This is a genomic window from Actinoplanes palleronii (assembly GCF_016862315.1).
Taxonomy (GTDB): domain Bacteria; phylum Actinomycetota; class Actinomycetes; order Mycobacteriales; family Micromonosporaceae; genus Actinoplanes; species Actinoplanes palleronii.
The window spans coordinates 231643-255970 of record NZ_BOMS01000014.1 but is presented as its reverse complement, the minus strand read 5'-3'; the positions used below and the strand labels follow the sequence as shown (position 1 = coordinate 255970).

General features: G+C 71.6%; 23 protein-coding genes. 11 read left to right on the top strand and 12 right to left on the bottom strand.

What is annotated here, in order from left to right; all coding sequences use genetic code 11:
• From Apa02nite_RS04950 to Apa02nite_RS04940, 3 genes are all read left to right on the top strand, one after another.
• Positions 1-435, top strand: a complete 435-nt coding sequence (locus Apa02nite_RS04950) for a response regulator (protein WP_067704701.1) — start codon at positions 1-3, stop codon at positions 433-435.
• A gap of 37 nt (positions 436-472) precedes the next feature.
• Positions 473-1531 (top strand): anthranilate phosphoribosyltransferase, encoded by a 1059-nt coding sequence (gene trpD / locus Apa02nite_RS04945; protein ID WP_203824016.1) that lies wholly within the window; start codon positions 473-475, stop codon positions 1529-1531.
• Between the two features lie 130 nt (positions 1532-1661).
• Positions 1662-1877, top strand: coding sequence for a hypothetical protein (locus Apa02nite_RS04940; RefSeq protein WP_067704959.1), 216 nt, complete (start codon positions 1662-1664; stop codon positions 1875-1877).
• Between the two features lie 66 nt (positions 1878-1943).
• Here Apa02nite_RS04940 and Apa02nite_RS04935 read toward each other — a convergent pair whose 3' ends face one another.
• Both Apa02nite_RS04935 and ctaC read right to left on the bottom strand, forming a co-directional pair.
• Entirely contained in the window at positions 1944-2366 is a 423-nt protein-coding gene (locus Apa02nite_RS04935) for a cytochrome c oxidase subunit 4 (RefSeq protein WP_203824015.1), read from the bottom strand.
• A gap of 9 nt (positions 2367-2375) precedes the next feature.
• The gene (gene ctaC / locus Apa02nite_RS04930) at positions 2376-3308 is read right to left on the bottom strand and encodes an aa3-type cytochrome oxidase subunit II (RefSeq protein ID WP_067704707.1); all 933 of its coding nucleotides are present in this window, start codon (positions 3306-3308) and stop codon (positions 2376-2378) included.
• Positions 3309-3525: 217 nt separating this feature from the next.
• On the opposite strand from ctaC, the gene Apa02nite_RS04925 reads away from it, so the two are divergent.
• The gene (locus Apa02nite_RS04925; RefSeq protein WP_239164129.1) at positions 3526-4671 is read left to right on the top strand and encodes a cysteine desulfurase family protein; all 1146 of its coding nucleotides are present in this window, start codon (positions 3526-3528) and stop codon (positions 4669-4671) included.
• Complete coding sequence (locus Apa02nite_RS04920; protein ID WP_203824145.1) at positions 4668-4877, top strand: sulfurtransferase TusA family protein; 210 nt, start codon at positions 4668-4670, stop codon at positions 4875-4877. Before Apa02nite_RS04925 ends, Apa02nite_RS04920 begins: the two co-directional genes overlap by 4 nt.
• Before the next feature lie 58 nt (positions 4878-4935).
• Here the strand turns inward: Apa02nite_RS04920 and Apa02nite_RS04915 are convergent, their stop codons facing one another.
• From Apa02nite_RS04915 to Apa02nite_RS04900, 4 genes are all read right to left on the bottom strand, one after another.
• Positions 4936-5436 carry a P-loop nucleotide/nucleoside kinase family protein gene (locus Apa02nite_RS04915; protein ID WP_203824013.1) on the bottom strand — a complete coding sequence of 167 codons (501 nt, stop codon included), beginning with the start codon at positions 5434-5436 and terminating at the stop codon, positions 4936-4938.
• Positions 5437-5452: 16 nt separating this feature from the next.
• On the bottom strand, positions 5453-6430 hold the full coding sequence (locus tag Apa02nite_RS04910) for a carbohydrate kinase family protein (RefSeq protein WP_203824012.1): 978 nt from the start codon (positions 6428-6430) through the stop codon (positions 5453-5455).
• Positions 6431-6585: 155 nt separating this feature from the next.
• A complete protein-coding gene (gene erpA, locus Apa02nite_RS04905) occupies positions 6586-6954 on the bottom strand; it encodes an iron-sulfur cluster insertion protein ErpA (RefSeq protein WP_067704718.1) in 369 nt (122 codons plus the stop codon).
• Between the two features lie 89 nt (positions 6955-7043).
• Positions 7044-8150 carry a glycerate kinase family protein gene (locus tag Apa02nite_RS04900; protein ID WP_203824011.1) on the bottom strand — a complete coding sequence of 369 codons (1107 nt, stop codon included), beginning with the start codon at positions 8148-8150 and terminating at the stop codon, positions 7044-7046.
• Between the two features lie 57 nt (positions 8151-8207).
• On the opposite strand from Apa02nite_RS04900, the gene nadA reads away from it, so the two are divergent.
• The 3 genes from nadA (at position 8208) to Apa02nite_RS04885 (ending at position 11629) form a co-directional block, all read left to right on the top strand.
• Positions 8208-9377: a quinolinate synthase NadA gene (gene nadA / locus Apa02nite_RS04895; RefSeq protein ID WP_373872828.1), complete on the top strand. Its 1170-nt coding sequence runs from the start codon at positions 8208-8210 to the stop codon at positions 9375-9377.
• A gap of 201 nt (positions 9378-9578) precedes the next feature.
• Positions 9579-10934, top strand: coding sequence for a UDP-N-acetylglucosamine 1-carboxyvinyltransferase (gene murA / locus Apa02nite_RS04890; RefSeq protein ID WP_067704724.1), 1356 nt, complete (start codon positions 9579-9581; stop codon positions 10932-10934).
• Positions 10935-11008: 74 nt separating this feature from the next.
• Positions 11009-11629 carry a DUF3043 domain-containing protein gene (locus Apa02nite_RS04885; protein ID WP_067704963.1) on the top strand — a complete coding sequence of 207 codons (621 nt, stop codon included), beginning with the start codon at positions 11009-11011 and terminating at the stop codon, positions 11627-11629.
• A 76-nt stretch (positions 11630-11705) separates the two neighbouring features.
• Here Apa02nite_RS04885 and Apa02nite_RS04880 read toward each other — a convergent pair whose 3' ends face one another.
• On the bottom strand, positions 11706-12014 hold the full coding sequence (locus Apa02nite_RS04880; protein WP_203824009.1) for an AzlD domain-containing protein: 309 nt from the start codon (positions 12012-12014) through the stop codon (positions 11706-11708).
• Positions 12008-12730, bottom strand: coding sequence for an AzlC family ABC transporter permease (locus Apa02nite_RS04875; RefSeq protein WP_203824008.1), 723 nt, complete (start codon positions 12728-12730; stop codon positions 12008-12010). Before Apa02nite_RS04875 ends, Apa02nite_RS04880 begins: the two co-directional genes overlap by 7 nt.
• A gap of 69 nt (positions 12731-12799) precedes the next feature.
• Between Apa02nite_RS04875 and Apa02nite_RS04870 the strand changes: the two genes are divergently transcribed.
• Positions 12800-13357 carry a helix-turn-helix domain-containing protein gene (locus Apa02nite_RS04870; RefSeq protein ID WP_067704728.1) on the top strand — a complete coding sequence of 186 codons (558 nt, stop codon included), beginning with the start codon at positions 12800-12802 and terminating at the stop codon, positions 13355-13357.
• Here Apa02nite_RS04870 and Apa02nite_RS04865 read toward each other — a convergent pair.
• From Apa02nite_RS04865 to Apa02nite_RS04855, 3 genes are read right to left on the bottom strand one after another with little or no spacing between them, the layout of a single operon-like run.
• Positions 13341-14300 (bottom strand): ABC transporter ATP-binding protein, encoded by a 960-nt coding sequence (locus tag Apa02nite_RS04865; RefSeq protein WP_067704729.1) that lies wholly within the window; start codon positions 14298-14300, stop codon positions 13341-13343. The genes Apa02nite_RS04870 and Apa02nite_RS04865 overlap by 17 nt on opposite strands.
• The gene (locus Apa02nite_RS04860) at positions 14297-15097 is read right to left on the bottom strand and encodes an ABC transporter permease (protein WP_203824007.1); all 801 of its coding nucleotides are present in this window, start codon (positions 15095-15097) and stop codon (positions 14297-14299) included. Before Apa02nite_RS04860 ends, Apa02nite_RS04865 begins: the two co-directional genes overlap by 4 nt.
• The gene (locus tag Apa02nite_RS04855; protein WP_239164128.1) at positions 15090-15929 is read right to left on the bottom strand and encodes an ABC transporter permease; all 840 of its coding nucleotides are present in this window, start codon (positions 15927-15929) and stop codon (positions 15090-15092) included. Before Apa02nite_RS04855 ends, Apa02nite_RS04860 begins: the two co-directional genes overlap by 8 nt.
• Before the next feature lie 1412 nt (positions 15930-17341).
• On the opposite strand from Apa02nite_RS04855, the gene Apa02nite_RS04850 reads away from it, so the two are divergent.
• Both Apa02nite_RS04850 and Apa02nite_RS04845 read left to right on the top strand, forming a co-directional pair.
• Complete coding sequence (locus Apa02nite_RS04850; protein ID WP_203824005.1) at positions 17342-22465, top strand: WG repeat-containing protein; 5124 nt, start codon at positions 17342-17344, stop codon at positions 22463-22465.
• Positions 22466-22486: 21 nt separating this feature from the next.
• Positions 22487-23485: an aldo/keto reductase family protein gene (locus Apa02nite_RS04845; RefSeq protein WP_203824004.1), complete on the top strand. Its 999-nt coding sequence runs from the start codon at positions 22487-22489 to the stop codon at positions 23483-23485.
• Positions 23486-23505: 20 nt separating this feature from the next.
• On the opposite strand, the gene Apa02nite_RS04840 is transcribed toward Apa02nite_RS04845, so the two are convergent.
• Entirely contained in the window at positions 23506-24327 is an 822-nt protein-coding gene (locus tag Apa02nite_RS04840; protein ID WP_203824003.1) for a site-2 protease family protein, read from the bottom strand.
• Between the last annotated feature and the right edge of the window lies 1 nt (position 24328).

Below are 24328 nucleotides of genomic sequence, written 5' to 3'. Positions count from 1 at the left end.
ATGAGCGACACCACCACGACTCAGTACACCGTTCTGCTATACAGCGACGACCCTGCGGTGCGCGACCGGATCCGGCTCGCCATCGGCACGCGTCCGGCGGCCGATCTCTCGGTCGAGTTCACTGACGCCTCCACCTGGGAGGACTGCCGTCGGCTGCTCGACGACTACGAGATCGACCTGATGGTGCTCGACGGCGAGGCGACCCCCGCCGGCGGGCTGGGCATCGCCCGGCAGACCAAGGACGAATATCAGGATCCCCCGCCCACCTGTGTCGTGATCGCCCGTGCCGCGGACCGCTGGCTCGCGGCGTACGCACAGGCCGACGCGACTCTGCTGGCCCCGCTCGACCCGGTCACCACCGGTCAGACGGTCGCCGGCCTGCTCCGTGCCCGCCGGGCCGGCGTGGTCCCGCTGGGTGCTCTGCCCCCCAACTGACCGATTGCACGAACCACCCCCCGACGGAGGCCCCGCCATGGGCGCACGCACCTGGCCGAATCTGACGAGTTCCCTGCTGCGTGGCGAGGAACTCGCCACCGCGGACACGGCCTGGGCGATGGGCGAGATCATGGCGGGCAACGCCACGCCGGCCCAGATCGCCGGTTTCGCGGTGGCGCTGCGCGCCAAGGGCGAGACACCGGCCGAGCTGGCCGGCCTGGTGGAGGCGATGCTCGCCAACGCCACGCTGGTGGAGCTGCCCGAGGAAACCCGCACCCGTGCGGTCGACGTGGTCGGCACCGGCGGCGACCGGGCCAACACGGTGAACATCTCCACCATGGCGGCCGTCGTGGCGGCCTCCGCCGGGGTGACGGTGGTCAAGCACGGCAACCGCTCGGCCTCCTCCACCACCGGCACCGCCGACCTGCTGGAGCACTTCGGCATCCCGCTGGACCTGGGGCCGGCCGGGGTGAACCGGACGGTCGCCGAGGCCGGCATCGGGTTCTGCTTCGCGGCGCGGTACCACCCCGGCATGCGGCACGCCGCGGTCACCCGGCGCGAGCTGGGTGTGCCCACCTTCTTCAACGTGCTCGGCCCGCTGACCAACCCGGCCCGGCCGACGGCGGCCGCGGTCGGCTGCTTCGACCCGCGGATGGCGCCGGTGATGGCCGAGGTCTTCGCCCGGCGCGGCGACTCGGCGCTGGTGATGCGCGGCGAGGACGGCCTGGACGAGTTCACCACCACCGCGCCGACCCGTCTCTGGCTGGCCCGGGACGGCAAGGTCGAGGAGCTGCTCGTCGACAGCACCCAGCTGGGCCTGCCGCGCAGCGAGCCGGGCGCGCTGCGCGGTGGCGACACCGCGTTCAACGCCGACGTGGCGCGGCGTGTGTTCTCCGGAGAGAGCGGCCCGGTGCGGGACGCGGTGCTGCTCAACGCCGCGGCCGCGTTCGCGGCGCAGAGTGGCTTTCCGGGCGACTTCCGGGACACCATGCGGGCCGGCATCAACCGGGCCGCCGAGGCGATCGACTCCGGCGCCACCACCGCGCTGCTGGAGCGCTGGGTCGCGGCCGCGCAGGCGGCCAAGGCCGCCGAATAAGGCACTACCTGCTGAAAAATCCGGAAAAAGACCGCAACACGCCGCGGGCAATGCTCGGCATCACCCGATCGGCATGACAGCGTCTGAATGACATTCGGGTAATCCCACCTTCCCCATGAAGGAGAAGCCCGTGTACGAACGCGAACAGCGCTGCGTCATCTGTGACGGCGACATGCTCTTCGAGACGCCGCCCTGCGACGACGGGCACGACGACTGCCCCGAGCTGGTCTGCACCCGCTGCGGGGCGGCCGAGGTGATCGCCCCGATCGTCGTCCACCTGTGGATGGACCCGGGGGCGAAAGGTCCCCGCCGGATCGCCCCTCAGCAGCGCACCGCCGCCGCCTGACCTGGACAGCGAAAAGCCCGCGCCGCCCTTCCGGGAGACGCGGGCTTTCCTACGTTGTGACCAGCCTCAGTGCTCGGCCTGCCGAGTGCCCGAGTAGTACTCGAAGAGCATGCCGCAGGACGTGAAGATGACCGCGATCAGACCGAGAGCGATCAGCCACCACATCCAGAAGACCAGACCCAGGCCGGCAACCGCCGCAGCGAGCGCGATGCCGAACGGGAAGTAGCTACCCGGGCTGAAGAAGCCCAGCTCGCCGGCGCCTTCGGCGATCTCGCCGTCCTCACGGTCCTCCGGGCGCAGGTCGATGCGCCGGGCGACGAACCAGAAGAAGCCACCGCACATCGAGCAGAGCAGGCCGGAGATGACCAGCGCCACGGTGCCGACCCATTCGACCTGGTGCTGCTGGCCGTGGGTGTAGAAGCCGTAGACGGCGGCCGCACCGAAGAGGAACAGGGCGACCCCAGCGAAGATCTTGTATTCGGTCCTCACGTCAAACCCCTACTTCCCCGCGGCGACGGTTTCGCCACCCTGGTTCCAGCTGTGCGTGCCCCGGCGGGTGTCGAACGGCTGCGTCTTCGTCGAGTACGGGTCTTCCCCGATCTCGACGAGCGCCTCCTGCGTCGTCTTGCCACCGGTGGTCTTGGCCGCCAGGAACTTCTTGAAGTTCTCCGACGTGACAGCGACCATCTCGAAGTTCATGAACGCGTGGTAGGTGCCGCACAACTCGGCGCAGCGGCCGACGTACCGGCCTTCCTTGTCCACCGTGACCTCGAAGACGTTACGCACGTTGCCCGGCATGACGTCCCGCTTGAACAGCAGCTCCGGCACCCAGAACGAGTGGATGACGTCCTTGCTGGTCTCCTCGAAGCGGATCTTCTCGTGGGTCGGCACGACCAGGATCGGGATGACGTCCGAGGAACCGACCGTGGACGTCACGGTCTTGGCCTCGGTGCCCATGCCGTCGCGGTAGTCGAACTCCCAGTTCCACTTGAACGCGGTGATCTGGACGATCTGATCCGGGTTCTTGGAAAGCTTGTCCACATCGGTCTGCACGATCGCGGTGTAGTAGAACAGCACCGCGACGATCAGAACCGGCGTGACCGTGTAAAGGACCTCCATCGGCATGTTGAACCGGGTCTGCACGGGCAGCTCGTCGCCGCGCTTGCGATACCGGATCACACACCAGAAGATCAGGCCCCAGACGCCGATGCCGACGACCAGCGCCGCGATCACCGAGGCGATCCACAGGTCGTACATCTTGTGCGCCTGCAGGCTGACACCCGGTCCGGGCCATCCGAAGTGGCCGAACTTGCTTCCGACGTCCTCGAGCGAGCACCCCGACAGCAGCGTCAGCAGCGCCGCGGCGCCCAGACCCAGCCCGGCCGCCCGGCCTAGTGCCCGCGGCCGTGTGGCCGAACTCCTTGCGCCCACCTGCTTATGCCTCCTTAGCAGCGCCGCCCTGCCCGAATCGGACACCTGGCGGCAAGGCTCACTGACGGTCGCACATTACTCGACCAAGAACGGACCGCCCGTCACCGGGGGGCGTTGACCCGGGTCCGCGGGAACCGCGGGCACCCGGCCTCCGAAGAAGATCCACATGCGTGGCCTTCCCCGGAACTCCAGTCAACCGGACGATACCGTTCTCGGTGTGGATTACACAGGCGATCCGGCCGGGCCACCGGTTTACCTGGACGCCGCCAGCGCGGCGCCTCTGCATCCGGTCGCCCGGGAAGCGATGTTCGCCGCGCTCGCCGACGGCTGGGCCGATCCGGCCCGCCTCTACGCGGCGGGCCGGCGGGCCCAGCAGCTGCAGGAGGCGGCGACCGCGGTGGTTGCGGAGATCTTTCGGGTACGCCCGGACGAGCTCTCCTTCTGGCCCTCCGGCGCCGCCGCCGCCCAGGCCGCTGTGCTGGGTGGACTCGCCGGGCGCAGGCGGGCCGGCCGCGTCCTGGTGCACTCGGCGATCGAACACTCGGCGGTGCTGCACGCGGCCGGTGCCGGTGAGACCACTGAGGTCGGCGTGAACCGGCTCGGGCGCCTCGACCTGGACGCCTGGGCGACCGCCGTGGCCGCGCCCGGGGTGGCCCTGGCCGCCCTGATCAGCGCGAGTCACGAGGTCGGCACGGTGCAACCGGTGGCCGAGGCGGCGGCGTCCTGCGCCGGGTCCGGGGTGCCGCTGTTCGTGGACGCGGCGCAGTCGGCCGGCCGGGTTCCGCTGCCGTCCGGCTGGTCGCTGCTGAGCGCCAGCGCGCACAAGTGGGGCGGGCCGCCCGGGGTGGGCCTGCTGGTCGTCCGCAAAGGGGTGCGATGGATCTCACCCACTCCACAGGATGATCTTTATCGCCCGCGGCCCTCGGGCGCGGCTGATCTACCGGCGATCGTCGCCGCGGCGGCCAGCCTGCGGGCGGTGACCGCGGAGGCACAGGCCGAGGCGGTCCGGCTGAGCGCGCTGGTCGAGCAGATCCGGGACCGGGTCGCGGCCACCGTGCCGGACGTGGAGATCGTCGGCGATCCGGTCGACCGGCTCCCCCACCTGGTCACCTTCAGCTGCCTCTACGTCGACGGCGAGGCGCTGCTGCACGCCTTGGACCGGCGCGGGTTCGCCGTCTCGTCCGGGTCCTCGTGCACCTCGTCGACGCTGCGCCCGAGCCACGTGCTGGAGGCGATGGGCGTGCTCAGCCACGGCAACGTCCGGGTGTCGCTGCACCGCGGCACCACCCCGGCCGAGGTGGACCGCTTCCTGGCGGTGCTGCCGGGCCTGGTGGCGGAGATCCGCAAGGAGGCCGGGTTCTGATCACCCTGGACTGCCGGGGGCAGCGCTGCCCGCTGCCGGTGATCAAGCTGGCCAAGGCGCTGCCCGGCGTGGCGATCGGCGAGATCGTCCGGGTGCTCGCCGACGACCCGGCCGCGGCCAACGACATCCCCGCCTGGTGCCGCATGAAGGGCCAGGAGTTCGTCGCGGGCCACAACGACACCTTCGACGTGCGCCGGATCAGCTAGTCCGGACAGGGCTCAGGGGTGTCTCCGCCGTGCGGAGACACCCCTGAGGACCAGCTGATCACCTCAGGTAGCTGACCACCTGGGGGACCGGGTCCTTGGCCAGGAACGTGTCGACGACCAGGCGCGGGCCCAGGTACGGCTCGTACTCGGTCTGGCGCTCCAGCACCCGCACCCAGTCCGGCACGCCCTCGTGGTCCCGGGCCGCGTACCGCGCCTCGACGCGGCGGCGGTGCTCGAGGTCGTCACCGCACATCACCTCGACCACGCGCAGCGGCACGTCCATCCGCTCGGCCAGGTCGACCCAGAGATCGCGGGCCGCCTTCACCGGGTTGACCGCGTCGATGATCACGTGGTGGCCGATCCGGAGCTGCTCCTCGGCCAGCGCGGCGACCACGCCGTACGCGGCGAAGCCGGGCCGGGACTCCTGCACGGCGTAGCGCTGCAACGTGAAGTCGACGACATCGACGGCGAGCACGGCCGCCGGCAACTCCGAGGCGACGCCGGCGGCCAGGGTGCTCTTACCGACCCCGGGCAGGCCGGCGAAAACTGCTAGAACCATGAGTCTGTTTCTACCTTCAAGCCGGCAGGTGCGGCGCGATCTCGGCGGCTGCCTCGTCGCCGTACGCGGCGGCCAGACGCTTGGTGAACTCGGTGGGCTTGATGTCGTACTCCTGGGTGCCGACCGTCTCCAGCACCAGCGCCGCGACCAGCGAGCCGACCTGGGCCGACCGCTCCAGGCCGAGGCCCCAGGAGACGGCCGAGAAGAAACCGGCCCGGAAACCGTCGCCGACACCGGTCGGGTCCTCGCCGAGCACGTCCGGGACGACCGGCACGTGGATCCGCTCGATCGCCTTGCCGGTGATCTCCACGCCGTCCTTGCCGAGCGTGGTGACCCGGACCTTGACCTGGTCGAGCACCTGGTCGGAGGTGAGGCCGGCCTTCGTCTCCAGCAGCGAGCGCTCGTACTCGTTGGTCAGCAGGTACTCCGCGCCGCCGATCAGGCTCAGCACGTCGGAGCCGTCCATCCGGGCGAGCTGCTGGGACGGGTCGGCGGCGAACCGGTAACCGCGGGTGCGGCACTCCTGCGAGTGGCGGATCATCGCGGCCGGGTCGTTCGCGCCGATCAGGATCAGGTCGAGGCCACCGGCCCGGTCGACGACCGGGGTCAGCTCGATGTTGCGGGCCTCGGACATCGCACCGGCGTAGAACGACGCGATCTGGTTGAGGTCGTCGTCGGTGGTGCAGACGAACCGGGCGGTGTGCGCCACGTCGCTGATGTGCACCGAGTCGCAGTCCACCCCGTGCCGCTCCAGCCAGGACCGGTAGTCGGCGAAGTCGGCGCCGACCGCACCCACCAGGATCGGCCGCAGACCGAGCTTGCCCATCCCGAACGCGATGTTCGGCGCGACGCCGCCGCGGCGTACGACCAGGTCGTCGACGAGGAACGAGAGCGAGACCTTGTGCAGCTGATCAGCGATGAGCTGGTCGGCGAACCGGCCCGGGAAGTGCATCAGGTGGTCGGTGGCGATCGAGCCGGTGACGGCGATCTTCATGGCGGCCCTCGAGGTTGGGGAGCAGGGGGTCGTTACGACTAGAGACTACCGGTCCGGTTACGCGGAACAGGCCGCCCCGTGAACGGGACGGCCTGTCCAATCGTGCTTTGTCATTCTGTTTTCCGCTGCGGGGCTAGCACAGCATCATGCGGAGATCAGTGGAACGAGTCACCACAGGCGCAGGAGTTCTGCGCGTTCGGGTTGTCGATGGTGAAGCCCTGCGCGTCGATCCGGTCCGCGAAGTCGATGGTGGCGCCGGCCAGATAGGGCGAGCTCATCCGGTCCACCACGACCTCGACCCCGTCGAAATCGCTGACGACGTCACCGTCGAGCGAACGCTCGTCGAAGAAGAGCTGGTAACGCAGGCCGGAACAGCCACCGGGCTGTACGGCGATGCGCAGGCGCAGGTCGTCGCGCCCTTCCTGCTCGATCAGGGCCTTGACCTTCACCGCGGCGACATCGGTGAGGTTGATGCCGGTCGGGGCAGTCGCCTCGGTCGACTCGGTGTGCGCTTCAGTGGTCACGTAGGTATCTCCCTGCCAGGTGCGGTCATGTGCCGTACCAGGCAACGCTAACCCCATTCCCGGGGATTCCCAATCCGGGCGGGTCGAGATCAGCGACTCCATTGCCTTGACAACCGCTCGCTGAGTTCCCGCAGGCCGCGAGCCGGTTCGGCCATGGCCGTCCCGACCGAGCCGAAATGCTCGACGAGGGTGTGCGTCTCGGTCACCCCGGCCGCCGAGGCCTCCCGGTGGCCGGTCTCGTTGCGCCCGGCGAGCACCACGCACGGCAGACCGCGGTCCCGGGCGCCGGCCGCGATCCCGGCGACCACCTTGCCGCGCAGCGACTGGTGGTCGAAGCTGCCCTCGCCGGTGATCACCAGGTCGGCCGCGTCCAGCTCCCGGTCCAGCCCGATCAGCGTGCCGACCAGGCCGATCCCGGAGGTCACCTGCCCGCCGAGGGCGATCAGGGCCGCCCCGATGCCGCCGGCCGCTCCGGCTCCCGGCCGGGCCGCGAGATCGTCGATCTTAAAAGCCTTCTCCAGTACGTGGGCGAAGTGCTCGAGCGCCGCGTCCAGCCGCAGCACGTCGTCCCGGGTCGCGCCCTTCTGCGGGCCGAAGACGTTGCTGGCGCCGTGCAGCCCGGTCAGCGGGTTGTCGACGTCGGTCGCCGCGATCAGGCTGATCGGCCGCAGCTGGGGCGTCCCGCCCAGGCTCTCCGCCGTGAGCAGCGGCGCCCCGCCGTACGGCAGCGCGTACCCGGCCACGTCGACCGGGGCGGCGCCGAGCGCGGCCAGCATCCCGGCGCCCGCGTCGTTCACCGCCGAGCCACCCAGCCCCACTACCACCTGGGCGGCGCCGGACTCGGCGGCGGCCGCCAGCAGCAGGCCCAGGCCGTACGACGTAGTGGTGTTGGGGTTGCGTTCTTCCTGCGTCAGCAGGTGAAGGCCGCAGGCCTGAGCGCTCTCGACATAAGCGACACCGTTCGCATACAGGATCTCGCCCTGCACCGGACGGCCCAGCGGGTCGACGGTGCCGACCGGGATCCGCCGCCCGCCCAGCGCGGACGCCAGCACGTCGACGAAGCCCGGCCCGCCGTCGGCGAGTGGTCGCTGGACCAGCTCATCGGTCGGGACGGCCCAGCCGTCGGCGACCGCACGGGCCACCTCGGGGGCGGAAAGGGTACCGGCGAACTTGTCCGGACAGATCAGTACGCGCACCCCAGGAGTGTGGCAGCACACAGCCGCCTTCTCAGCCCCTGTGCAACGATGATTCTCGTGACGGCGACCTGGACCGAACCTGGAAACACCCCTGTCGCGCTGCTACTTCTCGGCAAGGGCAGCGACCCCGCGAGCGAGCGGGGTGTGGACTGCCCCGGCGATCTGCCCGCGCCGAGCGACCCGGACCTGGTGGCCCGGGCCACCGCGGCGAAGGCGACGCTCGGCGACCGGGTGTTCGTGCTGGGGCACCACTACCAGCGCGACGAGGTGATCCGGTTCGCCGACGTGACCGGCGACTCGTTCAAGCTGGCCCAGCAGGCCGCGGCCCGGCCGGACGCCGAGTTCATCGTGTTCTGCGGCGTGCACTTCATGGCCGAGAGCGCCGACATCCTGACCAAGCCGGAGCAGCGGGTCATCCTGCCCGACCTGGCGGCCGGCTGCTCGATGGCCGACATGGCGGTGCTGGGTCAGGTGGAGACGGCCTGGGAGCACTTCCAGGACCTCGGCATCGCCGGCGACGTCGTCCCGGTGACGTACATGAACTCGTCCGCCGACATCAAGGGCTTCGTCGGGCGCAACTCCGGCGTGGTCTGCACCTCGTCGAACGCCAAGCGGGCCCTGGACTGGTCGTTCGAGCAGGGCAGCAAGGTGTTCTTCCTGCCCGACCAGCACCTGGGCCGCAACACCGCGGTCCTGGAGATGGGCTTCGACCTGGACGACTGCGTCCTCTACGACCCGCACAAGCCGCAGGGCGGCCTCACCGACGAGCAGCTGCGCAACGCCAAGATGATCCTCTGGCGCGGCCACTGCTCGGTGCACGGCCGGTTCACCATCGACAGCGTCCGGGACGTCCGCGAGCGGGTCCCCGGGGTGAACGTGCTGGTCCACCCGGAGTGCCGGCACGAGGTGGTCCGCGCGGCCGATTACGTCGGCTCGACGGAGTACATCATCAAGGCCCTGGACGCCGCGCCCGCCGGTTCGTCGTGGGCGATCGGCACCGAGCTCAACCTGGTGCGCCGGTTGGCCCTGGCCCACCCGGACAAGCAGGTCACCTTCCTCGACCGGACGGTCTGTTACTGCTCGACGATGAACCGGATCGACCTCCCCCACCTGGTGTGGACCCTGGAGGAGCTGGTCGCCGGCCGGGTGCCGAACGTGATCACCGTCGACGAGGAGACCGCACGGGCGGCCCGCATCGCGCTGGACCAGATGCTCGCCCTGCCGTAACCCATTTTCGTAACGCTGCGTAGCCGGGAGATTTCACCCTGCAGGGTGATTGCCCGGCTACTCGGTTTTCCGGCCGCGCTACGACTGGCGGAGTTGTCACTCAGCGCTATGCTTCCCCGGTTGCAGGATCGGGTACCCCCACCCGAAATCACTGCCCCCTCGATCACCGGGCGTCCATGCGCCCACCGGCTGGAGGTTACGTTGACCGACGACGTCTTGATCGTGCATGGCGGTACGCCACTGCAGGGTCAGATCCGGGTCCGTGGCGCCAAGAATCTGGTCTCCAAGGCGATGGTCGCCGCCCTGCTGGGCGAGTCACCGAGCCGGCTCTTCGACGTACCTCGGATCCGTGACGTCGAGGTCGTTCGTGGCCTGCTCGAACTGCACGGCGTCAAGGTCAGCGACGGCGTCGAGGACGGCGAGCTGGTGATGGACCCCACCAGCGTGGAGTCCGCCAGCACCGACGAGATCAACGTGCACGCCGGCTCGAGCCGGATCCCGATCCTGCTCTGCGGCCCGCTGCTGCACCGGCTCGGCCACGCGTTCATCCCGGATCTGGGCGGCTGCCACATCGGCCCGCGCCCGATCGACTTCCACATCAGGGCGCTGCGCGAGTTCGGCGCGGTCGTCGACAAGACCCCCGAGGGCATGCACCTGAGTGCCCCGAACGGGCTGCACGGCGCGAAGCTGGAGCTGCCGTACCCGAGCGTCGGCGCGACCGAGCAAGTGCTGCTCACCGCGGTCCGCGCCGAGGGCGTCACCGAGCTGCGCAACGCCGCGATCGAGCCGGAGATCATCGACCTGATCTGCATCCTGCAGAAGATGGGCGCGATCATCACGGTGCACACCGACCGGATGATCGAGATCCAGGGCGTGCCGAAGCTGTACGGCTACGAGCACAAGCCGATCCCGGACCGGATCGAGGCCGCCAGCTGGGCCGCCGCCGCGCTCGCCACCCGCGGCGAGATCGAGGTGCTCGGCGCACGGCAGGCCGACATGATGACGTTCCTGAACGTCTACCGGAACATCGGCGGCGAGCTGAAGATCACCGACGACCGGGTGTCCCGGCCGGGTGTGACCGGCTCCGAGGGCGGCATCAAGTTCTGGCACCCGGGCACCGAGCTCAAGGCCGTGGCCCTGGAGACCGACGTGCACCCGGGCTTCATGACCGACTGGCAGCAGCCCCTGGTCGTCGCCCTGACCCAGGCGCGCGGCATCTCGATCGTGCACGAGACCGTGTACGAGCAGCGGCTCGGCTACACCGAGGCGCTCAACTCGATGGGCGCGACCATCCAGGTCTACCGGGACTGCCTCGGCGGCACCCCGTGCCGGTTCGGCCGCCGCAACTTCATGCACTCCGCGGTGATCGCCGGCCCGTCCAAGCTGCACGCCGCCGACCTGGTCATCCCGGACCTGCGGGCCGGTTTCGCGCACCTGATCGCCGCGCTGGCCGCCGAGGGCACCTCCCGGGTGTACGGCGTCAACCTGATCAAGCGGGGCTACGAGGACTTCGAGGCCAAGCTGGCCGCGCTCGGCGCTCACGTCGAGCGGCCGTAGCCTTCCAGCTGCAATTTCATCTCGATCAACGGCGCGGTGTGTGGCACACCGCGCCGTTTGGCTACGCTCGTCTCGTGTCCCCGCTGTTTCGTCGCAAGCCAGTCGACCTCGTCGAAGACGCCACCACCTCGGTAACCGAGGAGGACTCTGCCGCACGCCGGAAAAGCTACACACCCAGCAAGAAAGAGCTGGGTGTGGTCACGCCGAAGCGGACGCAGCAGGGTCGCCGGACGCAGGAGGCCGCTCCCGCCAACCGCAAGGAGGCGATGAAGCAGCTCCGCGAGCGGCAACGCCAGGAGCGCTCGGAGGCCTCCGAGGGCATGCGCAACGGCGAGGAGAAATACCTCCTCGCCCGGGACCGCGGCCCGGAGCGCTCGCTGGTCCGTGACCTCGTCGACTCCCGCCGTACCGTCGGTTCGTTCTTCATCGCCGGCGCGGTGATCGTGATGATCGGCTCGATCGTCCGGAACGAGGTCGTGGTCCTGGCCAGCAACGTGCTGTGGGCGCTGCTCGCGCTCGCCGTCGTGGTGGACAGCATCTTCATCGCCCGCCGGATCAAGAAGACCGTCAAGGCGCGCATCCCGAACAGTCAGCAGCGGCTCGGTTCGCTCTACCTGTACGGCATCATGCGCGGCCTGACCTTCCGCCGGATGCGGGTGCCGAAACCGAAGGTCGAGCTCGGCGCCAAGATCTGACGTCTTTCCCCGAAGCCCCGGTGCGGTTCCGCGCCGGGGCTTCGTGCTGCCCGGGATCCGGACGCTGCCCGGACCTTCAGGGCAGCCCCGCCAGGCGCAGCAGGGCGGCGACCACCGCCGCGCCGACGACGACCAGCACGAACGGGACCTTGCGCCAGGCCAGCAGCGCCCCGAAGGCCACCCCGGCCGGGCGGGCCACCCCGGCGAACTCGGCGCCGGCCGTCAGCGCGGCGGTGCCGGCCAGGGCCGCCAGCAGGGCCGCCGCGGCCATCGGGAGCAGGCGCTGGACGGCCGGGGAGAGTTCCAGGCGATCGCGCAGCAGGACACCGCTCAGCCGCATCGCGTAGGTGCCCACGCCGAGCGCGATCACGGCGACGATCAGCATGTCTTCTCCTCGGGGTCTCCGCTCGCTCGCACGGGCGGCCGGCCACCGCCGGCGCGGCGGGTGGGGCGGAACAGGACCAGCAGGCCGAGCAGCGCGGCCAGCACCGGCAGCCCGGCTGGCAGGACCGGGGTCAGCAGCACCGCGATCGCCGCGCCGGAGAGCGCCACCAGGCGGGTGTCCCGGTCCCGCAGCGACGGCAGGATCAGCGCGATCAGCCCGGCCGGGAACGCCGCGTCGAGGCCCAGGGCGTCCGGGTCGCCGGTGGCGCCGCCGAGCAGCACGCCGAGCACCGTGCCGACGTTCCAGGCGACCAGCAGCGACACCGCGACCAGCCAGTACGTCCGGCGCCGGGCAGCCGGGTCCGTCTCGGCGAGGGTGAACGCCACCACCTCGTCGGTCATCAGATGACTGCCGATCAGCCGGTCCCGCCAGCGCGGGCCGAGGGTGTCCGCGACCGCCAGACCGAACGGCAGGTGCCGGGCGTTGAGCAGCAGACCGGCGAGGACCGCGGCGATCGGGTTGCCGGCCGCGAACAGGCCGACCGCCAGGAACTGCGCTCCACCGGCGAAGACCACCACCGACATCAGCGTGGGCAGCCAGGCGGGCAGGCCGTACGCGATGGTGATGGCGCCGAACGAAGCGCCCACCGCGAGCGTCGCGGCGGCCAGCGCGGCGACGTCACGCGGACGGGCTTGCGTTCGATTTACCGGGCTCATGGTTCGTTATGCTGAACGAACCCGCAGCGTTCGTCAAACCGAACGACCCGACCGATGGAGCGAACGCCCATGGATCAGCCGGCGCCGCCGCTCGCCGCCATCGCCGCCGCCCTGCGCCGCGAACGGGACCGCGCCGGGATCTCCCTGGCCGAGCTGGCCCGCCGCGCGGGCCTGGCCAAATCCACGTTGTCGCAGCTCGAAGCGGGCAACGGGAACCCCAGCATCGAGACCCTGTGGGCGCTCGGCGTGGCGCTCGGCGTGCCGTTCAGCCGGCTGGTCGAGCCGGAGCCGACCCGGGTCCGGGTGATCCGCTCCGGTGAGGGCGCCACCCGGCTGCGCGCCGACCGGGCCGACTTCGTGGCCACCCTGCTCGCCACCGGGTCACCGCACGTACGCCGGGACCTCTACCTGATGGAGCTGGAACCGGGCGAGGCCCGGGAGGCGGCGGCGCACATCCCGGGCAGCGTGGAACACATCGTGGTGGGCGCCGGCCGGATCCGGACCGGGCCGGTCGACGAGCCGATCGAGGTCGGTCCGGGCGACTACGTGACGTTCCCCGGCGACGTCCCGCACCGTTACGAGGCCCTCGAGCCGTCCTGGGCGGTCCTGGTCATGGAGCATCGGTAGACGCGTAGAGCCGGGCCACCACGTCCTCGATGTCCGGCTCGACCACCGACAGGTCCCGGATCGACACCGCCGCGACCAGCCCGGCCACCGCGACCCCGGCGGTCACCCCGTCCAGCGCGAACGTCACCCGGTGCCGGTCCGCCTCGACACCGACGAGGGTCGCGCCCGGCAGCACGAAGCCGTCCGGCAGCGGATCCGCCAGGTCGGCGACCAGGCTGCGGCGGGAGCCGTACCGGGTGTGCAGCGCGTCGATCGTCCCGTCGTGCACCACCCGGCCGTGGTCGATCACCACGAGGCGTTCGCAGAGCCGCTCGATGTCGGCCAGGTCGTGCGTGGTCAGCACCAGGGTCACGTCACCGGTCGCGCCCAGCTCGGCCAGGAACGAGCGGACCGCCTGCTTGCTGACCACGTCCAGGCCGATCGTCGGCTCGTCCAGGAACAGCACCCGGGGACCGTGCAGCAGGGCCGCGGTCAGCTCGCCGCGCATCCGCTGGCCCAGGGAGAGCTGCCGCACCGGGATGTCCAGGAAGTCGTCCAGGTCGAGCAGGTCCCGGCAACGGCGCAGCCGGGCGGCGTGCTCCGCGGCGGGCACCCGGTAGATGTGCCGGAGCAGGGCGAACGACTCGTGCAGCGGCAGGTCCCACCAGAGCTGGGAGCGCTGGCCGAAGACCACACCGATGTTCAGGGCCAGCTTCGTACGCTGCGGGACCGGGCGCAGGCCGCACACCTCGACGTCACCGCCGGACGGGGTGAGCACGCCGGTCAGCATCTTCAGGGTGGTGGACTTGCCGGCGCCGTTCGGGCCGATGTAGCCGACCATCTCCCCCGGCTCGATGCTCAGGGTCACCCCGGCGACCGCTTCGACCACACGTTTCTCGCGCCGGAACCGGCCGCTCTTGACCCGTACGGTGAAGTCCTTGCGCAGTTCATTCGTACGAATCATGATCCTGTGCTCCGGTAGTGGCGGATCCCGGTGCGCCAGACGACCGCCGCGACCACCGCGGCGGCGCAGGCGACGAACGGGGCGGCGAAGCCGGCCCAGGCCGGCAGACCGAGCGGGTCCGGGCGGCCGAGCAGCGCCAACGCCGGCTGGTAGGAGACGAACGCGAAACCCAGCGCGTACGCGAACAAGCCGCGGAAGAGCGGGCCGTACACCGTGATCGGGTACGACGTGAAGTCCCGGCCGCCGTACGTGAAGGCGCTGCCGAGCTCGCCGGAGTCCACCCACCAGAACGCCAGGCTGGCGCTCAGCACGAAGATCGAGCTGAGGAACACCGCGGCGGCGATCGGCGCGACCGTGATCAACAACACCCGGGCCGGTGTCCAGTCGATGTGGTTCATCCGCAGCGCCACGGCCAGCACGCCGAAGCCGAACACCACCCGCAGCAGCTTGCGGATCGGCAGGTCCATGAGCAGCAGCTGGGGCAGCGCGCCGAGCGGCCGGACCAGCACCGCGTCGAGCGTCCCGGCCCGGACGTAGACCTTCAGCCGGTCGACGTTGCCGACCGTGAAGTCGGCGAGCGCGAACCCGGCCGACGTGATGCTCGTCATCAGCAGCGCCTCGGGCAGGGTGAAACCGCCCACCCGGTCGGTGGCCCGGAAGAGCACCAGCACGGAGAGCACGTCGAAGACCGTGGCACCGACGTTGCTGAACAACTCGATCAGGAACGAGGCCCGGTAGGAGAAGACCGAACGCGCCTGGGCGCCGGCCAGCGCGGCATAGGCCCGCAGTTCACCCACCCTGGACCACCAGGCGGCGCTCGGCCCTTTTCTGCACCACGGCGGCCAGCACCAGCAGCACCACCGCCCAGAACAGCTGCAGCGCGACCAGGCCCAGCTGCAGCGCCGGGCCGTCCCGCTCGGCGGCCACGTCCAGCGGCGTCTGCAGGATGCTCGGCAGCGGCGTGGCCAGCCACAACGTGACCGCCACCGACTCCGGCAGCAGGCGCAGCGGGAAGTAGAGCCCACCCAGCACCCCGGCGCCGAGCGTCCAGAGCAGGATCGGCCCGCGGGCGTCCTGCAGCCAGTACGCGGTCGCGTTGACCAGGTACCGGCAGCCGAAACTGACCACCACCGCGATCAGCACCGACACCAGGAACAGCGGGACCGTCTGCCAGCGGGTCGGCATCCGCATCGGGAAGCACAGCGCACCGACCACCACCGGCGGGATGAACCGGGTGAGCATCCCGTGTGCCGCGCGACCCAGGTCAGCGGCCAGGTAAGCGGTCAACGGGGCCACCGGACGTAACAGATCGGCAGCGACGTCACCGGTACGGATGCGTTCGGCGAGCTCCGCCCAGCCCCACAGCATCACCACACTCAGTAGCCCCTGACCCAACCAGACATAGGTGACGAGCTGGTCCGGGGCGTACCCGCCGGGACGGCCGCCGACGGTGCCCGCAGCCACCGCGAGCAGCACATAGCAGCGCAGGTAGCCGAAGACTATGTTGGTGAACGTTCCGGCTATGGTGGCCTGACGATAGGTCGTGTAGCGACGGAAACCCGACCCGACCAGTGCACCGAAAGTAGTGACCGAGCCTCGTAACGGACCGACCGTTGAGATCGTGAGCACGCTGGCGTCCTTCCCGACCACGCCGCTAATCTCCTTTCCACACCCCCGCAGTGGAGCCGGGCGACTGTACCCGGGTCCCCGGCCGGCCACGGCTCGATTTTTGACACGTTGGAGTTCGCCGTGACGGAGCGTTGCCAATCGCCGGGTCGGGATACCCGATGAACGGTTGGAGCTCCCGTCCGGGTGCGGACGGCTGGGATGACGAGCCCGCCTGGGTCTACGAGATCACCTGGGAGTGGGAACCGGTACCCGGCCAGCGCTACCCCGGCGACCCGGGCCGGCGCAAGGCCGTGCACACCCCGGTCTACGAGGCGTCCCGCGGTGGATCCGCACCGGTCAGCTCGGTCCCGGTGAGCGGTCCGGCGCCAGGTTTCGGCCGCCCTCCGGCCGCTTCGGGCGAAGAGCCTCCGAGGTACGGCGGCAGCCGCCGGGAGACCCAGAACGATCCGTCGTGGAACCGGCCGGTCCCCTACGAGGGTGCGCCGGATCCGCGGCGTGGGGCGGCTCCGGTCTATGGGCGGGGTGCTCCCTCCGTGCCGGTGACGCCCGGACATGCCCGGGTGCCGGGGTCGGCGGCGCCGGTCTCGCCCGGCCAGCAGCCCGGTTATCCGGCGCCGGGGGCGGCGCGCGGGCCTGGGCAGCAGCAGGACGGGCCGCGTCGTGGTCCCGGTCCGCAGCAGCCCGGCTTTTCGCAGCCCGGTCAGCCCGGTTTTCCGCAACCCGGTCAGCCCGGCTTTTCGCAGTCTGGACAAACCGGACAGCAGCAACCCGGTTACCCGCAGCCTGGGCAGGCCGGTTACCCGCAGCCCGGTCAGCCCGGTCAGCCCGGTCAGCCCGGTCAGCCCGGTCAGCCCGGTCAGCAGCAACCCGGTTACCCACAGCCTGGGCAATCCGGTCAGCAGCAGCCCGGACAGTTCGGTCAGCAGCAGCCCGGGCAGCAGTCCGGGTTGCCGCAACGTGGCGCGCAACAGCAGCCGGGGCAGCAGTCCGGTCTGCCGCAGCGCGGCGCTCAGCAGGGGTCTCAGCAGCCCGGATCGCCGCAGCGCGGGCCGGAGAACTGGGGCGGGCAGCAGGAGCCACGCGGCCCGCAGCAGTGGGAGCGCGGTGACGCGCCCGGGCACGGTCCACGGCCGGTGTCGCCGGCCGGACGTCCGGACTTCGGGCCGGGCCAGCAGGGTGGGCCGATTCCGCCGGTCCGCGGTGGCGCGCAGGCGCCGAACGGCCCTCGTGGCCCGGTGTCGCCCGCTCCGGGCCCGGAACGTCAGCAAGGTACTTCGCAGTCCCGTTTCGGGGGACCTGCCGGGTTTGCGCCTGGGCAGGGCCGTGAGCAGGATTCCGGTTTCCAGGTCCGGCGACCGGCGGGCGAGCAGCCCGGCGGCCCGGTCGCGCCTGGTGCACCCGGTGCGCCGGGTGTGCCCTGGCCGACTCCGGAGCAGGCCGTTCCGCGTCCCGGCACCGACCCGCGGGTCGATCCCCGCGCCGACCCGCGACCGATGTCGCCGGCCGCGCCGACCTATGGCAGTGCCCGGCCCGTTCCGCCGGATGCGTTCCCGGCCCGGCCCACCCGCGACGGCGGGCGGACGCCGGAGGCGCCGTTCGATCTGCGCCCCGTTCCGCAGGACCGGAACAGCCCGGCGCCGTCCCGTCCGGCGGCCCAGCCGACGCGGATGACGCCGCAGCAGCCGGCCATGCCGCCGGCCGCGTCCTACCCGGCCACCCCGGGGCAGCCGCCGGTCATGCCCGGCCGTCCTGGTCAGCCCGGTCAGCCCGGTCAGCCGGGTCAGGTTCCCGTCAATCCGGGCCAGGGATATGGCCAGCCTGGCCAGGCTCCGGTCGCCCCGGTCTCCGGGCCGGTCGCGCCGGGAGGCTACGGCCGCGACTCCTCGTGGGCGGCCAACCAGCCGGTCTCCGGCATCGCCGCCGCCCCTGTCTCCGGCATCGCCTCGGCACCGGTCTCCGGCATCGCCGCCGCACCGGTCTCGGGCATGACCTCGGCACCCGTCTCGGGCGTCGCCGGTCAGGTCCCGGGCAACGCTCCGGTGTCCGGCTTCGCCGGTTATGTCCCAGTCAACGCCCCGGTATCCGGCTTCGCCGGCTCGGTTCCGGGCAACGCCCCTGTCTCGGGTGGCGCCGGTTCGATGCCGGGCAACGCCCCGGTGTCGGGTCTCGCCGGTCAGATTCCCGGCAATGCGCCCGTTTCCGGCATCGCCGCGGCGCCGGTCTCCGGCGTCTCCTCGGCGCCGGTCTCCGGCGTGGCCGCGCCGGGCTCCGGCACCGCGGGCCCGGGCGCGATGCCGGCCTCGGGTTTCGCCGGCCAGGGGTCCGCAGGTCCGGGCGTCGTGCCGGCCTCGGGATTCGCCGGCCAGGGGTCCGCTCCAGGTGCGGGCTTCGCCAGCCAGGGGTCCGCAGGTCCGGGCGCTGTGCCTGCCTCGGGATTCGCCAGCCAGGGGTCCGCTCCAGGTGCGGGCTTCGCCGGCCAGGGGTCCGCTCCGAGCACGAGCTTCACCGGTCAGGGTTCGGGATTCGGTGGGCCGGGGCCGGACGGTGGGTTCCGGGCGGCGGATCCGCGCCGTGCGGAGCAGAGTGGCGACGTCGGTGCGGCTCAGGGTTACGAGCACGACTCCGAGGAGCGCACCCGGCCGCTGGACCTGCGCCGCACCGGTCAGCCGACCCGGCCCGCTCCGGCCCGGCCGGTCGACCCGGCAGCGCCCGCACCCGGCGACGAGCCGACCCGGCCGCTCGACCCGCGGCGCGCGGACCTCGGCGCGTCCGGTCTGCACGAACAGGCGTATACGCCGAGCTTCGACCCGCGCCGCGCCGGCCCGGCCGAGACCGCCCCGCGCGAGCAGGTGGCGGGTCCGGCGGTTCCGGACGAGCGCACTCACCGGCGGGTCGACCTGGGCAACCAGGGACCGCACGGCAACCTGCCGCCGGAGGACCGCACCCAGGCGATCGATCCGCGCCGCGCCGGTTCGGTCGTGCCGCCGGCAGCGGCGACTGCCCCGGTCACCGGTGCGCCGGTCAGCGGGCCGTCGTTCACCCCGGCCGACGCACCGGCACGCGGGCCGTCGTTCATTCCGGCGAACGCGCCGGTCACCGGGCTGCCGTTTGCGGAAGCGGTCGAGCCGGTCACCGGTGTGCCGTTCGCGGAGGCGAGTGCGCCGGTCACCGGAGCGCCCGGTTCTGCGCAGCCGGTTGCCGAGCCGGAATCCGGCGAGGGGCCGCGCGGGCTGGGTTGGCTGCTGTCGATGAGCGGGCTCGGCGCGGAAACGCCGGTACCGGACACCTCACCGCTGGCCGTCCCCGAGACGATCGTTCCGGAGGAGATCCCGGTGCCACCGGCCGGCTGGTTCGCACAGCCCGTCGACGAGGACGACGCCGAGGCGACCGAGGCAGAAGCCAGCGAAGCCCAGGCCGGCAGCGGGACTGCCGACGACAGCACCACTGAGCCCACGCCGGGCTCTGCGAGCACCGCCGAGACCTCGGCGGCTTCCGCGAGCACCGCCGAGACCCCGCTGGGGTCCGCGAACACCGCTGCGACAGCGCCCGGGGTCACGAACGTCGACGCGCCCGCGGCCGTCGGCCCGGCGACCGGTGCAACCACGGTTGTGGCGGACATCGAGGCGGCGGCCGTCGCCGCCGCGGCGGCGAGCCTCCCCGCCGCCGAGGCTCCGGCTGGCTGGACCACGGGCGAGAGCCACAGCCACGCGCGGATGGACGATGATCAAGAGCTTCTGACCGGCATTGATCAGCAGGCTCTGGACACCGGCATCGCAGATGACGCGCGGGACGGAGCAGCAGAGCCGCGGCCCGGCCGCCACGAGCAGGGCACGCTCGGCGAGCAGGCTGGTCGCCACGAGCAGGGCACGCTCGGCGAGCAGGCCGGTCGCCACGAGCAGGGCACGCTCGGCAAGCAGGCCGGACGGCACGAGCAGGACACGCTCGGCGAGCGGGCGGGGCGGCACGAGCGGGCGGCCGAATTCTCCGGAGCGGCCGGGGGCGACTCGGAACTGGGCGCAAGCCCGGCTGCCGACGAGCCTGCCGGCGCGCGGGCGGACCTCGGCCGCATCGCTCCGGTCTCGGGTGCGGCGCTGCCGGTCGGGTTCGTGGCGGATGAGACGTTGCCGGTGGCTGCGGTCGCCGGCTGGGAGAACCCGGCCAGCACCGCGGTCGCCGGGTGGGCGGAGCAAGCCAGCTCCACGGTGTCCGGGCGAGACGACTCGGCCACCGGCGCGATGCCGTCGGCGGACGTCGACGGCGAGCACGTGGTGACTGTCTCCATCGATCGCAGCCTGGTCGCTGGGGATGATCTCGAGGCCGATACCGATCATGAGGTTGTCGCTGCTGCGGAGCACGGCGGGAGCGCGGCGGACCGGACAGCGGACACCGCCGGACACGCGGCACCCGCTGTCGCGGAGAGTGCGGCGGACGAAGCGACGGCTGCTCCCGGCACCGAGGGCTGGAAGTTGGCGGCGGGGGACGAGTTCGCGTCGCCGACCGTGGCGATGCCGCTGATCGTGGCCCGGGCGGCCGCGACCGCTGAGGCCGGCGCGACCCCCATATCCGGCACGATCACTGAAGCCGGCGCGACCGCTGAGGCCGGCGCCACCGCCTGGACGGACACCGCGGAGGCCGTCGGGGACGGACTGGCGCAGGCTGGTCCGGCGGGTGAGGGCGTTCGGGACGGCGGCGTCTCGGCCGGCGCGGTGAGTGCTGGTGCGGGACCGGCGTCCGGGGACGCGGATGACACGTCCGCTCCGGGGTCGACCACTGCGCACCACCACAGCGAGACCGTGCCGGTCAGAACACTCACCGACGACACTGCGGCCGAGACGTCCGCCGCCGTCCCGACCATCGTGGACGCCACGGTGGCCGGCGGAACGGACAGCGCGTCCGCGTCGATCGACGACGACGCCACGACGGCGGGCACCGGTCACGAGGCGGCTGAGATCGCGGTGGCAGCGCCGGCAGCGCCGATCGTGACCCCGGGGCACCCCGCGACCGCAGAAGCGGCGCAGACGGCCACCGAACCGGCGCCCGAGCGCGCTGACGTCCGTACCGAAAAAATCGAAGCGGCGCCGGGGCACGCTGACATCCGTACCGGAAAAGCCGAAGCGGTGGCCGGGCACGCAGACACCCGTGCCGGGAAAGCGGACGTCCGTACCGGAAAGATCTTGGAAGGCGAGGCGGACGCCGCGCCGATCCGGCAGCGCCGGGACCAGCACGCCCCGGCGGACCGGCGGCGGGCGGACCCGGAGGAGATCCTGGCCGCCTACCCCTGGATGTTCGATCCGCAGACCTTGCGGGAGCAGGTGGCGGACCCGGACCGGCTCGGTGACCTCGCCGACCGGCTCAGCGACCGGCTGGAGTTCGCCGAGCGGGACAACGTCCGGGCCGGGCTGCTCAGCCTGCGCGCGGTCGTCTCGCGGGTGCTCGGTGAGCTGGACGACGCGCTCGCCGACGGGCGTGAGGCGCTGCGGCACGCCGAGGCGAGCGGTGAGGCGCGGACGGTGTCGGTCGCGCAGACCCGGCTGGCGCACGTGCTGCAGTGGCGGACCGAATTCGACGAGGCGGACCGGCTCTACGCGCAGGCCGACACGCCGGAGCTGCCGGCCCGGACCCGCGCGGAGATCCGCGAGATGGCCGGACGGTCGGCGTTCGAGCAGGGGCGGTTCCTGGAGGCGGTGAACCACTTCGAGCGGGCCCTGGACCTGTGCCAGAACCGTGACCCGGAGCTGGTGGAACGGATCGAGCTGGCCCTCGACGTGATCTCCCGGCGGTCCGGTGAGGGCTGGGGGCCGTACCCGCGCAGCCGCGACGAGGTGCTCGGGCTGCCGGCCGCGCCGACGCCGTTGACCGACGACGGCACCGGCCTCTGGGGGTACGCGGCGGCAGTCGAGCCGAGGTACGCCCAGGCGCAGCCGTTCGCCGAAGGGGTGGCCTGGGTGCGCCGCCCCGAGTCGCCGGCCTGGGAACTGATCGACCCGTCCGGGACGGTGCTGATCGGCGCCGACTCCGGGTACCTCGCGGCCGACCGGTTCGCCGAAGGGCTGGCCTGGGTGACCCGGGACGCCGAGGGTGGCTGGTCGGCGATCGACCGGGCCAACCGGCTGGTGGTGCCGGGGGGCTTCGAGGACGTACGGCCGTTCCGGCGCGGGCTGGCGCTGTTCCGGCGGGCCGGCGGGTGGGGCGCCGTCGACCGGCACGGGCGGATCGTGGTGCAGCCGAAGTACCGGCAGTTCGCCACGGTGCTCAGCGCCGGCGGGCCGATCGACGGGTTCAGCGACGAGGGCCTGGCCGTGGTCGAGGCGGAAGCCGGCGCCGGAGTGGTGGACCGGACCGGTCAGCCGGTGGTCCCGCCGGTGCACAAGGCCGTGGTGCTGCACCCGTCGGCGTTCCTGATCGCCGACGAGGCGGGGCGCTGGGGTGCGCTGGACCGGCAGGGCGAGCCGCTGGTGGAGACCCGGTACGTGGAGCGGGCGGACGCGATCGAACAGGTGGAGCTGCTGCGCCCGGAGGTCCGGCCGGTCCTCTGAGGCGGTGGATAGGGTCGGGGGATGGAGTTTCGTCATCTCGGCCGTTCCGGCCTGCTGGTCAGTGAGATCGCCTACGGCAACTGGATCACCCACGGGTCCCAGGTGGAGGAGGACGCCGCGCTCGCCTGTGTGCGCGCGGCGCTGGATTCCGGGATCACCACGTTCGACACCGCCGACGTCTACGCCGGCACCCGCGCCGAAGAGGTGCTGGGCCGGGCGCTGAAGGACGAGCGGCGCGACGGCCTGGAGATCTTCACGAAGGTGTACTGGCGGACCGGGCCGGGCCAGAACGACAGCGGCCTGTCCCGCAAGCACATCATGAGCTCGATCGACGGCTCGCTGCGGCGGCTCGGCACCGACTACGTGGACCTCTACCAGGCGCACCGGTTCGATCACCACACGCCGCTCGAGGAGACCATGGAGGCGTTCGCCGACGTGGTGCACCGGGGCAAGACGCACTACATCGGGGTGTCCGAGTGGAGCGCCGCGGAGATCCGGGCCGCGAAGCCGCTCGCCGACGAACTGAAGATCCGGCTGGTGTCGAACCAGCCGCAGTACTCGATGCTGTGGCGGGTGATCGAGGCCGAGGTGGTGCCGGCGTCGCAGGAGCTGGGCCTGGGGCAGATCGTCTGGTCGCCGCTGGCGCAGGGGGTGCTGTCCGGCAAGTACAAGGCGGGTGCGCAGCCGCCGGCCGGGTCGCGGGCCACCGACGAGAAGTCCGGTGCGACCTTCATCGCCCGATGGCTCGAGGACGACGTGCTGAACGCGGTCGCCCGGCTGCAGCCGCTGGCCGACGAGGCCGGGCTGACCATGGCCCAGCTCGCGGTGGCCTGGGTGCTGCACAACCCGAACGTGTCCGCGGCGATCATCGGTGCGTCCCGGCCGGAGCAGGTCCGGGACAACGTCAAGGCGTCCGGGGTGAAGCTGGACGACGGGCTGCTCAAGGCGATCGACGAGATCGTCGACCCGGTCGTCACCCGGGATCCGGCGCTCACGACCAGCCCATCGAAGCGGCCGTGAGCACCGGTTCCTAGCCCGGACTAACTACTGCTCCAGAAGCGCATCAGCTCGAAGCCGCTGGCGATCAGGTTTCGATCGAGGCCCAGGCGTTCGCCGATCCAGATCACCAGGTCGGAGAAGTAGATGCCGAGGTCGGTCTGCCAGAGCGCGACGAAGAGCAGCAGGAACCCGAACGGGGCGCACATGTCCCAGGCCCGCCGGTACGCCGGGCTCATCCAGGGCCGGACGATGCTTCCACCGTCCAGGCCCGGGATGGGCAGCAGGTTCAGCACGCTCGCGGTGATCTGCAGGAAGACCACCACCGAGAGCGCCTGCCAGAACTCCGGATGATCGGTGTAGACCACCAGCCGGGTGCCGGTGTCGAGGAGATCCGGTCCCAGGCCGAACAGGAACGGCACGGCCGCCACCACCGCGAGGATCACGTTGGTGAGCGGCCCTGCCGCACTGATCAGTGAATCCTTGATCTTGCTGTTGATGTACCGGTGGTCGACCCAGACGGCGCCGCCGGGCAGGCCGATGCCGCCCAGGATCACCACGACCACCGGCAGCACGATGGAGAGCAGCGGGTGCGTGTACTTCAACGGGTTGAGCCGCAGGTAGCCGCGCTCGGCCACGGTCAGGTCACCGGAGAAGTACGCCGCAACCGCGTGCGCGTACTCGTGCAGGCAGAGCGAGATCAGCCAGCCGGAGATCACGAACAGGAACACGTCGAACCCGACGTTGCCGTACCGGGACCAGGTGAGGACGCCGCTCACCGCGAAGACCGCGACGATGGCGACGAAGACCGGGCTCGGGATGAACGCGTTCCGAGGGGTGCGCGTGTAGACCGGTTCGTAGGTCACG